Source organism: Pseudomonas sp. W5-01, from assembly GCF_046540435.1.
Lineage (GTDB): Bacteria > Pseudomonadota > Gammaproteobacteria > Pseudomonadales > Pseudomonadaceae > Aquipseudomonas > Aquipseudomonas graminis_B.
In genome coordinates this window covers 339631-351742 of sequence record NZ_JAXCIP010000006.1, presented here as the reverse complement: position 1 = coordinate 351742, position 12112 = coordinate 339631, and the positions used below count along the sequence as shown (strand labels likewise).

Here is a 12112-nt window from a genome sequence, read left to right as displayed (position 1 = left end):
CTTATCCCTGTGCCTGGAAGTCGACAGAAACGACATTGCCCCGCTCGAGCTTGTCGAGGTGGTCGGCATACCACTGCATCATCTGCTTGCGCTGCTCCAGATAGATTGCTTTGTTGTAAACGCCGGCGACGCCTCCTTCGACATGGGCGAGCTGGGCCTCTACATGCTCTCGTGGGAAGTTGTTCTCGCGGAGCACAGTCGATGCAACATGCCGGAATCCATGCCCGGTCTGGCGGCCGTCATACCCCATGCGGCGCAGCGCCATGTTGAAAGCCATGTTGCTGCGTGGCTTCTTCCGGTCACTGCGGCCAGGAAAGAGCAGCGGATAACTACCGTTCAGACCAAACAGCTCACGCAGCGCATCAAGCGCCTGGCGAGATAGCGGAACCAAATGCTCGCGTTTCTTTTTCATGCGAGCCGCCGGGATGCTCCATAACGCATTGTCCAGGTCGAACTCCGCCCAGGGCGCCTCGCGCAGCTCACTGGGCCGCACGCCGGTCAATGTGAGCAAGCGAAGGCCAAGGCGCAGGTCCGAAGCATGCGGGTATGCACTGATTGCTCTCAACAGATCTGGAAGTTCTTTTGCAGTGACGTGGGGGTAGTTTTCTGCCGATCTGCTCTGCAAAAATCTGCTCAAGCCCTCAACCGGGTTATGAATTGCCCGGCCCGTAACTCTCGCCAAGTCGTAGATTTCTTTGCAGGAACGACGAACCCGGCTTATCTGTTCGAAAATGCCCTTACGTTCCAGCGTCTGGAAGAAATCCATCCATTGCTTGGGGGTAATCTCGGTGTGAACGCGCTTACCGAAAACCGGAAAAACATGAAGCTCTAAAGCACCTACGTTGCGCTTCGTTGTGCTGGCTGCCCAACCCGGCGTGCGAATGGTGATCCACTCCCGGGCAAGGCATTCAAAAGTGTTGGTCGCCGCCTCGAGCTCGGCTGCCTGACGCGCCTTTTTGTTTGCGAGCGGGTCTTCGCCTTGAGCGATCTCCTTTCGCAGATCTAACGCTTTTCTGCGCGCTAGGGCGCCACTCACATTCGGATAGCCCCCGAGGCCGAGCCAGCTCCATTTACCCGCTTGGTTCTTGTACCGGAGTTGCCAAGATTTTTGACCGTCCGGTTTGACTCTCAGGTAGAGCCCGTTGCCGTCGAGCTCTCGATATTCGCTGGTCTCGGGTTCGATGCTCGCGATCGCAGTGTCACTGAGTGGCCTGCGCTTGATTTCTGACCGTTTCACAGGCCTGTATCCCCTCGGTTCTAAGATTTCCCAGGGGTACACCCTGGGATACAGGGCGCTAAGGTATAAGGGGAGACATGCAGAGACAACCAGAAACAACAAAGCCCGCACAGGGCGGGCTTCATAGGGCGTTTCGTAGACATCGGTAGACAACTAGAAACATAATATTGGTGCACCTGACGGGATTCGAACCCATGACCCCTGCCTTCGGAGGGCAGTACTCTATCCAGCTGAGCTACAGGTGCAACGCGGGCGCCATAATACTCATCTGGCCTGCACGCGTCCATGCCGATGACCCGCCGTTAACAATTTAGTGAGACCAGGCCAACCCGAAAAGCCACCCCCGCATGACAACCACATACGCACCCTCCCAGCTACGCTGATCCAAATCCATCCCCACCCCAGCCCCACCCGTTCTTTTTTTCGAACGCACTATTGTCCTTTACCCCTGTTGTCCCTAGGATTCGTTTGAGATTTCAAACGCCCCGCCCGGCCTTTCTTCTATTCTCCAATCAGGGCCGGCGACAGTCTTATCCGGCGGCGGCCTCGGTCGAGGCGCCCGCACACAACCATTCGCTCCGCCGCGCGCGGTGCTGTTCAGGAGGCCGCAATGCAGCTTAAAGACTCGAAGTTGTTCCGCCAGCAGGCGTACATCAATGGCGCCTGGGCTGATGCCGACAGTGGCCAGACCATCAAGGTCAACAACCCGTCGACCAACGAGATTCTCGGCACCGTGCCGAAGATGGGCGCCGCTGAAACCCGCCGCGCCATCGAAGCCGCTGACAAGGCGCTGCCGGCCTGGCGTGCGCTGACCGCCAAAGAGCGTGGCGCCAAGCTGCGTCGCTGGTTCGAGCTGATGATTGAAAACCAGGACGACCTGGGTCGCCTGATGACCCTGGAGCAGGGCAAGCCGCTGGCCGAGGCCAAAGGCGAAATCACCTACGCCGCTTCCTTTATCGAGTGGTTTTCCGAAGAAGCCAAGCGCATCTACGGCAACGTGATTCCGGGCCATCAGCCGGACAAGCGCCTGATCGTCCTCAAGCAGCCGATCGGCGTTACTGCAGCGATCACGCCGTGGAACTTCCCGGCCGCGATGATCACCCGCAAGGCCGGCCCGGCGCTGGCGGCAGGCTGCACCATGGTGCTCAAGCCCGCTTCGCAAACCCCTTACTCCGCACTGGCACTGGCTGAACTGGCCGAGCGCGCGGGCATCCCGGCGGGCGTGTTCAGTGTGGTGACTGGCAGCGCCGGCGATATTGGCAGCGAGCTGACCAGCAACCCGATCGTGCGCAAGCTGTCGTTCACCGGCTCGACCGAAATCGGCCGCCAGTTGATGGCTGAATGTGCCCACGACATCAAGAAGGTGTCGCTGGAACTGGGCGGCAACGCGCCGTTCATCGTGTTCGACGACGCTGACCTGGATAAGGCCGTTGAGGGCGCGATCATCTCCAAGTACCGCAACAACGGTCAGACCTGCGTGTGCGCCAACCGCATCTACGTGCAGGACGCGGTCTACGACGCCTTTGCCGAGAAGCTGCAGGTTGCCGTTGCCAAGCTGAAAGTGGGTGATGGCCTGGCCGACGGCACCACCACCGGTCCTCTGATCGATGAAAAAGCCGTGGCCAAGGTCAAGGAACACATCGCTGATGCCTTGAGCAAAGGCGCGAAAGTGCTGAGCGGCGGCAACAGCCTGGAAGGCAACTTCTTCGAACCGACTATCCTGGTCAACGTGCCGAAAAACGCAGCCGTGGCCAAGGAAGAAACCTTCGGTCCGCTGGCCCCGCTGTTCCGCTTCAAAGACGAAGCCGAAGTGATCGCCATGGCCAACGACACCGAGTTCGGGCTGGCGTCGTATTTCTATGCGCAGAACCTGAGCCGCGTGTTCCGTGTGGCTGAAGCCCTGGAGTACGGCATGGTGGGCATCAACACCGGCCTGATCTCCAACGAAGTCGCGCCATTCGGCGGCATCAAGGCGTCCGGTCTTGGTCGCGAAGGCTCCAAGTACGGCATCGAAGATTATCTGGAAATCAAATACCTCTGCCTCAGCATCTGAACCCGCTGAGTGGCAGAGTGAAGTAACTGTTCGACAACCTGCGGGACGCGAGAGCGCCGTTTCGCAGGTTTCAGTGGCACCAACCTATGGGTGGCCGGGAGGCCGCGACAGTCGATCATCGTATGCTGTCGCTGTTGACCCCCGCTGCTTGATCCTTGAACCGCGCCGCCCGATGAGCGGCGAATGAGGAAATCATGAGCAAAACTAACGCATCCCTGATGAAACGCCGCGAAGCAGCTGTCCCTCGCGGCGTTGGTCAAATTCACCCGATCTTCGCTGAATCCGCGCAGAACGCCACCGTCACCGACGTTGAAGGCAATGAGTTCATCGACTTCGCCGGCGGCATCGCGGTACTGAACACCGGTCACCTGCACCCGAAGATCGTTGCCGCCGTGCAAGAGCAACTGACCAAGCTGACCCACACCTGCTTCCAGGTGCTGGCTTACGAGCCTTACGTCGAGCTGTGCGAGAAGGTCAACGCCAAGGTGCCGGGCGACTTCGCCAAGAAAACCCTGTTGGTGACCACTGGTTCCGAAGCGGTTGAAAACGCCGTCAAGATCGCCCGCGCCGCGACAGGCCGTGCAGGCGTCATCGCCTTCACCGGCGCGTACCACGGCCGCACCATGATGACCCTGGGTCTGACCGGTAAAGTCGTGCCGTACTCGGCCGGCATGGGCCTGATGCCGGGCGGTATCTTCCGCGCCATTTACCCGAACGAGCTGCACGGTGTCAGCGTTGACGATTCCATCGCCAGCATCGAGCGCATCTTCAAGAATGACGCCGAGCCGAAAGACATCGCCGCGATCATCATCGAGCCGGTGCAGGGCGAGGGGGGGTTCTACGTGGCGCCGAAGGCGTTCATGGCGCGTCTGCGTGAACTGTGCGACAAGCACGGCATTCTGCTGATCGCTGACGAAGTGCAGACCGGCGCTGGCCGTACCGGCACTTTCTTCGCCATGGAGCAGATGGGCGTAAGCGCCGACCTGACCACCTTCGCCAAATCCATCGCCGGTGGTTTCCCGCTGGCCGGCGTGTGCGGCAAGGCCGAATACATGGACGCCATCGCGCCAGGCGGTCTGGGCGGCACGTACGCCGGTAGCCCGATCGCGTGCGCTGCGGCGTTGGCGGTCATGGAAGTGTTCGAAGAAGAGCATTTGCTTGATCGTTGCAAGGCCGTTGGCGAGCGTCTGGTCACTGGCCTGCGTGCCATCCAGGCCAAGTATCCGGTCATCGGTGAAGTCCGCGCGCTGGGCGCCATGATCGCCGTCGAGTGCTTCGAGAACGGCGACACCCACAAGCCGAACGCTGCTGCCGTCGCACAAGTGATCGCCAAAGCCCGTGACAAGGGCCTGATCCTGCTGTCCTGCGGCACCTATGGCAACGTCCTGCGCGTGCTGGTCCCGCTGACCTCGCCGGACGAGCAGTTGGACAAAGGCCTGAAGATCATCGAAGAATGCTTCGCTGAAATCGCCTGAATCCACGTCGGTGAGCCGCAGCCACGTTTGATAAAAACCTGACCGCTTCACCAGGAAAAACCTGCTTCGGCAGGTTTTTTCGTTTATGGACGCCGGAAAATTCCGTCTCAGTCTGTCTCCCTGCGCAGTCTTTGACTATGGTGAAGAGACTGATGCCGGAGAGTCATGATGACCGTAGTAGAGGCGCTAGCCGTTCCCCGCGTGTTGATCGCTGAATCGGACCCCTGGGCCCGGGAGATGCTCAACGAATTGGTTCTCGACGTGCGTTGCGACGCGCAGCTGGACATCTGTTCGAACGGCCGGGAAGCCATTGAGCGGATGAGCGGGTATATCCCCGACTTGGTGATCGCTTCCCGCGAGTTGCCGGGCGTCGATGGCCTGAGCCTGCTGCGCGGGCTGCGGCAATTGCGTCGTCAGCCGCCGGTTCGTTTCATTCTGCTGAGCAGTCGCAGCGACAGCGTCAGTGTCCGCGAGGCCGTGCAACTGGCGCCCACCGCCTACCTCACCAAACCCCTGAACATGGAAGGCCTGCGCCAACGGCTGGAAACGCTGCTGTTGCAGGACGGCGCGCAGGTTGCCTGTGCGGTGCCCGCGTTGGCGCCGGGTGTCGGGCTGGATGCGTTTCTGGAGAAGCGCCGTGAAGTGGCCGATGGCGGGCCGCTGTTCGTTGACGTGAGGGCGGCGGTGGCGAGCAGTCGCGGGGCGTCGGGTGTGGATCTGACGTTGCTGGAACAGGCGCTGACCCTCGACCCCCATGTCACCGCGATGTTGATTGCCGCCGCCAACAGCGCTTCCCACCATCAGGGCAAACCGGTGCAGACCCTGGGGCAGGCGCTCGCCGTGCTGGGCGCCACCCAGAGCGTCAATCTGGTGCAAGGTCTGGCCCTCAAGCGCGGCGCGGTGCTGACGGATGCAACGTTGTTGCTGCACGCCACCGAAATCTGGGAGGTCTCGCAACGCACCGCCGACTGTGCGCGGACGCTGGCGCGCAAGCTGGATCTCGATCACGAGCGCTGCTACTGCGCCGGTTTGCTCAGGGGCCTGGGCGAACTGACGGTGTTGCGCTGTTTGCAGGACTGGCTGATCGCTGGAGGCTCGCTGGATGAGGCCACCATTCGGCGCGCGTTGGCGCAGTATTCGGCCTCGTTTGGCTCCGCATTACGGACGCGCTGGCGGCTACCGCTGGAGCTGCGTGAGTTGATTGCGGCGGTGTATCAGTACAACACCGGGGTTTTTACCCGCGAAATCCTGGCGATGAATGTGGCGGGGCAAATGGGCCTGCTTGGGCTCGAAGACCCGCTCGAGGCGCTGGCGAAAAGCAAATCGGCGAGGCTGTTGAAGGTCAGCAGGTCAGATCTGGAAGGGGTGCGCAGCAAGACGGTGGCGTGACCGGGAGGTTGATGCAGAAAAGCAGGGTTACACCAGCACGATCTGATTTTTGCCCTGGCGCTTGGCCTGGTACATCGCAGCGTCTGAGCGTGCATAGAGCGCTTCGAGGCTCTGGTCTTGATCGCCGAGGTTGGTCAGCCCCTGGCTGGCGGTGATGCCGAAGGTTTTGTCATTGCACTGAAAGCTCAGGCGCTGAATCTCACGCTGCAACCGCTCGGCAATCTGCTGGGCCATTTCCGGCGCACAGCCCGGGAACACGGCGGCGAACTCTTCCCCGCCAATTCGACCGAACAGATCACCCCGACGCAGCGTCTTGCGCCCGCATTCGGCAATGCGTTGCAGCACCAGATCGCCTTCCTGGTGGCCGTAGGTGTCGTTGACCAGCTTGAAATCATCCACGTCCAGCAACAGGAACGCCATTGGCGTGCCCTGCAGACGCGCCTGCTCGAATTCCCGTTGAGCGCACTCGAAGAAGTGCCGGCGGTTGCTGCTCTGGGTAAGCACGTCAGTGGTGGCCAGACGCTGCAGCTCGTCTTCGAGGTGCTTCTTCTCGGTGATGTCTTCGGCGATGCCCACCACGATCAGGCGCTGGCTGTGCTCGGCCTGATGACTGACAAAGCATTTGTCACTGAGCCAGCGGACCTGGCCGTCGGCGCGGATAATGCGGTACTCGCGGTCTTCGATGGAGCCTTTCTCGAGCACTTCGCTCAGGCTGCGCTCGGCGTAGTCGAGATCGTCGGGGTAAATGCTGTCGCGCCACTCGCTGTAGTCCGCCAGCAACAAACCGGCGGATCGGCCGAAAATGCGCTCGTAGGCAGGGCTGACATAGATCATGCGTTGCGTCTGCCAGTCGAACGCCCACAACACGGCGTTGACGCTGACCAGCAGAGAGCTGAACAGCTGCTCGCGCTCGCTGAGGCGCGCCACTTCCGCCTGGGCATGCATCAGCGCCAGAAGGGTTTCTGCTGCGGCGGGGGTCTCAACGTGGGGAGTCTGGTTGTCCATGAGCACTGCATCTCAGAATAAGGTGCGGCGCATGCCACAACATGTCACACAGCATAGTGCGAAGGTGCTAATGAGATAGGACTAATGGCACTAAGTTCCGATCGGTGCCACTCGGACGAATGGTCACCGATCAACGGCATCAAGCGTGTTGAGGCCGCAGCGAGTAGGTTTTCAGCTGATCGGCGAACTCACGCAACGACTGAATACCGCTGGCTTCCGCCTCGTGCACCCAGTCCTTGATGGCCGCCAGCATGTCGTGACCATTGCTGCTGGTCTTCGCCCAGATCTGCTGCAGCGCCAGGCGCTTTTCGTAAATCACTTTCAGTGCGTGACTGTGCTCCAGCATGGTCTGGATGCGCGCTTGATGCTTGTCTTCAAGCAGGCTCGGCTCGCGGGAAAGCAGGCGTTTGGCGCGGCGGAACTGGTGACGTACGGAGGCGTCGGCTTTCGCCAGTTCCTGCGCCACCAAAGGCTTGATCACCAGCTTGCGGTACTGAGCCATGATCTGGAAACGGTTGTTGAGGATGGCCATTGCCGTGTCCATGTCCAGATGGCCCTTGCCTTCAACGCGGTGCGCGATCGGCGCGACCCGCTGCACCTTCGCCAGGCGCAACCAGCTGAACACCTTGATCCACGCCCAGCCCATGTCGAACTCCCAGCGCTTGACCGAAAGCTTGGCCGAATTGGGGTAGGTGTGGTGGTTGTTATGCAGCTCTTCGCCGCCGATCAAAATGCCCCAGGGCACCAGGTTGGTGGCGGCGTCGCGGCATTCGAAGTTGCGATAGCCGACCGCATGGCCGAGGCCATTGACCACGCCCGCCGCCCACACCGGAATCCACATCATCTGAATCGCCCAGACGGTGATGCCGATGACGCCGAACAGCGCCAGATCGATCACGCCCATGATGGCGATGCCCAGCAGGGGATAGCGCGAATACAGGTTGCGCTCGATCCAGTCCTCGGGGCAGTTTTTGCCGTAGATGCGCAGTGTTTCCGGGTTCTCCGCTTCGGCGCGGTACAGCTCGGCGCCTTTGCGCAGCACGGTCGACAGACCCTTGATGACCGGGCTGTGCGGGTCATCGACGGTTTCGCATTTGGCATGGTGCTTGCGGTGGATAGCCGTCCACTCGCGGGTATTCTGCGCCGTGGTGAGCCACAGCCAGAAACGGAAAAAGTGCTTGAGCCCTGCGTTGAGTTCCAGGGAGCGATGCGCTGAATAGCGATGGAGATAGACCGTGACGCCGACGATGGTGACGTGTGTCATCGCCAGGGTGACTGCGACCAATTGCCAGACGGAAAGGTCGAGCAGACCGTTGTTCCACATAGGCTGAGTTGCCCTCGGTTGTAACGCGTGCAATATACGGATCCGCCTGAGCAGACCCTGAGACAGAAGCGCGCATTATCACTTAGCTCACAGATAAAACCACCCGCTCTTTGAGATAAGCGTCGCAAGATGTTTCTTGTTCTATAATTTCGGTCTTTCGCAAGGTTGTTTCTATCTATGTCGAGCACTACCCGGGATGCGCTACGCACCGCAACGTTGTACGGGGTTGTATCGATTGGGTGGTCGGCGGTCATGGACCATGTGCTGCCGCGGCTGATCGACGACCCGACCCAACTGGGCCGGGCGCAGCAGGCCGGCGGTTATATCTGGTTGGCCCTCAGCGCGGTGCTGATCTATCTCGCCCGCTCGCGGTTGCTCCGATTCATGGGCGTCACCGAACTGGCGCGCCGGGATGAAGACATGCAGCGTCTGCGACTGGCAGCGGCGGTGTTCGACACCACGCTGGAAGGCGTGTTGGTCACCGATGCCACGGGTGTGATCGTGCACGTGAACCGCGCCTTCAGCGAGATCACCGGGTATCAGCAGGATGAAGTGCTGGGTCTGCGGCCGAGCAAATTCAAATCAGGGCGCCATGGCCCTGAGTTCTACGAACGCATGTTCAAGACTATTCACAGCGCAGGGCAGTGGAGTGGCGAAATCTGGAACCGGCGCAAAAGCGGCGAAATCTACCCGCAGTGGCAAAGCATCCGTCCGATCCGGGACGAGCATGGTGCAATTACTCAGTTCGTCGCGGTGTTTTCCGACATTTCTTCGATCAAGCATTCCGAGCGCGAGCTGGCGCATCTGGCCCATTACGATCCGCTGACCGGTCTGCCCAATCGCCTGCTGTTCACCGACCGTGCCGAGCAGGCGCATACCCACGCCCGCCGCAATAAGCGCACCCTGGCACTTCTGCTCGTCGATCTCGATCACTTCAAGCACATCAACGAAAGCCTCGGCCACAACGCCGGGGACGAGGTGTTGAAAGCTGCCGCCGAGCGCCTCGAAACCCATCTGGAGAAGGGCGTCACGCTGGCGCGGCTGGGCGGCGACGAATTCGCGATTCTGCTCGAAAACGCCCAGCAGGTCGTTCAGTCCGCCGAACTGGCGCAGAGCATTCTGCAAGGGCTGCGGGAGCCTTTTCTGGTCAGCGGGCAATCGCTGTTTCTCACCGCCAGCGTCGGCATCAGCATCTTCCCCCACGATGCGCTGACCGCCGAGCAGTTGCTGCGTAACGCCGATGCCGCGCTGTCACAGGCCAAGCATCAGGGCCGTGAAAGCTACGCGATGTACACCGCCGAACTGACCGCCCACGCCCAGCGTCGCGTCGAGTTGGCGGCGGAGCTGCGACAGGCTGTCGAGGAAAACGAGCTGCGGGTGTTTTACCAGCCGATTCACAACCTTCACAGCCGCGGCATCGAAGGTGTCGAAGCGCTGGTGCGCTGGGAGCACCCGGCACGGGGCATGGTCTCGCCGGGTGAATTCATCCCCATCGCCGAGCAAAGCGGGCTGATTGCCGACATCGATAACTGGGTGCTGACCGAAGCCTGCCGGCAGATGAACCAGTGGCTGGCGGAGGGCGTGAATGTCTCGTTCGTCGCGGTGAACGTGTCCAGCCGTTTGTTCGGCCGTGGTGATCTTGATCGGCGGGTGGCCAAAGTGCTGAACGAAACCGGACTGGCGCCGCAGTTTCTCGAGTTGGAGGTCACCGAAAGCGCGATCATGGACGACCCCGATCAAGCCATCGAGCAGATGCACCGGCTACGGGATCTGGGCCTGAAACTGTCCATTGATGATTTCGGCACGGGCTATTCGTCACTGCTGCGGCTCAAGCGCATGCCGGTGCAGAAACTGAAAATCGATCAGGGCTTTGTCGCCGGTTTGCCGGATGACGATGACGACATCGCGATCGTCAACGCCATCATCGCCCTGGCACGGGCGATGGGTATGCGCGTGTTGGCAGAAGGCATCGAGCAGGCCAGTCAGGCCGGTTTCCTGCTGAAGCACAACTGCGAACTGGGCCAAGGCTATTGGTTCGCGCGGCCCATGCCGGCGGAACAGATCGACTGGCACCATGCGCCGGTTTTTGTCTCTGCTTAAGACGGCAGCATGGCCACCGCTTACAGGTCCCATCGCCGCTTTTGAAGCGGCTAGCTGACCACACCCTCCGTAAATGCCTTTTGGTTATATATGCATTCTTAAATAGTCTTTTTAAGAATATCTCTGCGTCTCTAATATCGCGCTCACGCCACAAGCAGCGGTCGCCCCCACGCTGCGGCAAATCTTTCAAGGAGCACGAACATGAGCGCATCTCTACGTAGCGTTGACGGCCAGGACGAAGCAAGCATTTTGCGTGAAATTCAAAGCGCGCTGCGCGACCTGCGTTTTGGCGCGGTTGAAATCACGGTGCACAACGCGCAGGTGGTGCAGATCGAGCGCAAAGAGAAATTCCGTCTGCAGAACCCGAGCAACAAGCAGGGCTGAGCCACGCTCCCGCATAACGAACACTGCACGACCTGCAACTCGAAAAGCCAACAAAAGAAAATTCGTCCAGGAGCTTGATTCATGTCCATTCGTCGTTATGCGCTGGCCGCGCTCGCCAGTGCGGTGTTTGCCGGTTCTGCTGTCGCCAAGGATTTCACCCTGCTGAACGTGTCGTATGACCCTACGCGCGAGCTGTACCGGGACTACAACGCCGAATTCATCAGCTACTGGAAAAAATCCCACCCGGGCGACACCGTGAAGATCAACCAGTCCCATGGTGGCTCGGGCAAGCAGGGCCGCTCGGTGATCGACGGCTCGCCTGCCGACGTGGTGACCCTGGCGCTCGCCGGCGACATCGACGAAATCGCCAAGCTGGGCAAGACCCTCCCTGCGGATTGGCAGACCAAACTGCCTGACGCCAGCACCCCGTACACCTCGACCATTGTGTTTCTGGTGCGCAAGGGCAACCCGAAAGGCATCCATGACTGGGCCGACCTGATCAAGGACGGCGTGTCGGTCATCACGCCAAACCCGAAAACCTCGGGCGGCGCTCGCTGGAATTTCCTGGCGGCTTACGGCTACGGTCTCAAATCCAATGGCGGCGATGAAGCCAAGGCCAAGGAATACATTGGCAAGCTGTTCAAGCATGTGCCTGTGCTGGACACCGGTGCGCGCGGTTCGACCATCACTTTCGTCAACAACGGTCAGGGTGATGTGTTGCTGGCGTGGGAAAACGAAGCGTTCCTGGCGCTGAAAGAAGGCGGCGGCGCCGACAAGTTCGACATCGTCGTACCTTCGCTGTCGATTCTGGCCGAGCCTCCCGTGGCCGTTGTCGAGAAGAACGCCGAGAAGCACGGCACCACCGAAATCGCCACCGAATACCTCAAGCACCTGTACAGCAAGGAAGGCCAGGAAATCGCGGCGAAAAACTTCTATCGTCCCCGTGACGCTGAAGTGGCCGCCAAGTACGAGAAGCAGTTTCCTAAACTGAATCTGCTGACCATCGACAAAAATTTCGGCGGCTGGAAGTCGGCCCAGCCCAAGTTCTTCGATGACGGCGGTGTGTTCGATCAGATCTACATTCCGCAGTAACCGCAGCGCTCCACGGAATAAAAGGACCCGGACTTGTTCCGGGTAACGTGTGT

9 protein-coding genes and 1 tRNA gene are annotated in these 12112 nt (G+C 60.3%); 6 read left to right on the top strand and 4 right to left on the bottom strand.

Features of this window, described 5'->3' with window-relative positions; translation table 11 throughout:
- Position 1: 1 nt before the first annotated feature.
- Both SLW75_RS20820 and SLW75_RS20815 read right to left on the bottom strand, forming a co-directional pair.
- Complete coding sequence (locus SLW75_RS20820) at positions 2–1237, bottom strand: tyrosine-type recombinase/integrase (RefSeq protein ID WP_410935330.1); 1236 nt, start codon at positions 1235–1237, stop codon at positions 2–4.
- Between the two features lie 168 nt (positions 1238–1405).
- Positions 1406–1482: transfer RNA gene (locus SLW75_RS20815), tRNA-Arg, on the bottom strand.
- 365 nt (positions 1483–1847) lie between these two features.
- Here SLW75_RS20815 and gabD point away from each other — a divergent pair.
- The 3 genes from gabD (at position 1848) to SLW75_RS20800 (ending at position 6154) form a co-directional block, all read left to right on the top strand.
- On the top strand, positions 1848–3290 hold the full coding sequence (gene gabD / locus SLW75_RS20810; RefSeq protein ID WP_410935329.1) for an NADP-dependent succinate-semialdehyde dehydrogenase: 1443 nt from the start codon (positions 1848–1850) through the stop codon (positions 3288–3290).
- 194 nt (positions 3291–3484) lie between these two features.
- On the top strand, positions 3485–4765 hold the full coding sequence (gene gabT, locus SLW75_RS20805) for a 4-aminobutyrate--2-oxoglutarate transaminase (protein WP_410935328.1): 1281 nt from the start codon (positions 3485–3487) through the stop codon (positions 4763–4765).
- A gap of 165 nt (positions 4766–4930) precedes the next feature.
- Complete coding sequence (locus SLW75_RS20800; RefSeq protein ID WP_369320005.1) at positions 4931–6154, top strand: HDOD domain-containing protein; 1224 nt, start codon at positions 4931–4933, stop codon at positions 6152–6154.
- A 27-nt stretch (positions 6155–6181) separates the two neighbouring features.
- Here the strand turns inward: SLW75_RS20800 and SLW75_RS20795 are convergent, their stop codons facing one another.
- Both SLW75_RS20795 and desA read right to left on the bottom strand, forming a co-directional pair.
- Positions 6182–7159, bottom strand: coding sequence for a GGDEF domain-containing protein (locus SLW75_RS20795; RefSeq protein WP_065990974.1), 978 nt, complete (start codon positions 7157–7159; stop codon positions 6182–6184).
- A 139-nt stretch (positions 7160–7298) separates the two neighbouring features.
- Complete coding sequence (desA, locus tag SLW75_RS20790) at positions 7299–8483, bottom strand: delta-9 fatty acid desaturase DesA (RefSeq protein ID WP_192135862.1); 1185 nt, start codon at positions 8481–8483, stop codon at positions 7299–7301.
- 177 nt (positions 8484–8660) lie between these two features.
- Between desA and dibA the strand changes: the two genes are divergently transcribed.
- The 3 genes from dibA to SLW75_RS20775 all read left to right on the top strand — a co-directional run bounded on the left by dibA (position 8661) and on the right by SLW75_RS20775 (position 12059).
- Complete coding sequence (gene dibA / locus SLW75_RS20785) at positions 8661–10583, top strand: phosphodiesterase DibA (RefSeq protein ID WP_410935327.1); 1923 nt, start codon at positions 8661–8663, stop codon at positions 10581–10583.
- A 201-nt stretch (positions 10584–10784) separates the two neighbouring features.
- Positions 10785–10967: a sulfur starvation response protein OscA gene (gene oscA / locus SLW75_RS20780; protein ID WP_065990977.1), complete on the top strand. Its 183-nt coding sequence runs from the start codon at positions 10785–10787 to the stop codon at positions 10965–10967.
- A gap of 81 nt (positions 10968–11048) precedes the next feature.
- Entirely contained in the window at positions 11049–12059 is a 1011-nt protein-coding gene (locus tag SLW75_RS20775; protein ID WP_410935326.1) for a sulfate ABC transporter substrate-binding protein, read from the top strand.
- Positions 12060–12112 lie beyond the last annotated feature (53 nt).

Bases quoted from the DNA above. Each gene is read 5' to 3' on its own strand.
- SLW75_RS20795 (WP_065990974.1), bottom strand. From the start codon at position 7,159: ATGGACAACCAGACTCCCCACGTTGAGACCCCCGCCGCAGCAGAAACC.
- SLW75_RS20800 (WP_369320005.1), top strand. From the start codon at position 4,931: ATGATGACCGTAGTAGAGGCGCTAGCCGTTCCCCGCGTGTTGATCGCT.
- desA (WP_192135862.1), bottom strand. From the start codon at position 8,483: ATGTGGAACAACGGTCTGCTCGACCTTTCCGTCTGGCAATTGGTCGCA.
- gabT (WP_410935328.1), top strand. From the start codon at position 3,485: ATGAGCAAAACTAACGCATCCCTGATGAAACGCCGCGAAGCAGCTGTC.
- SLW75_RS20775 (WP_410935326.1), top strand. From the start codon at position 11,049: ATGTCCATTCGTCGTTATGCGCTGGCCGCGCTCGCCAGTGCGGTGTTT.
- gabD (WP_410935329.1), top strand. From the start codon at position 1,848: ATGCAGCTTAAAGACTCGAAGTTGTTCCGCCAGCAGGCGTACATCAAT.
- dibA (WP_410935327.1), top strand. From the start codon at position 8,661: ATGTCGAGCACTACCCGGGATGCGCTACGCACCGCAACGTTGTACGGG.
- oscA (WP_065990977.1), top strand. From the start codon at position 10,785: ATGAGCGCATCTCTACGTAGCGTTGACGGCCAGGACGAAGCAAGCATT.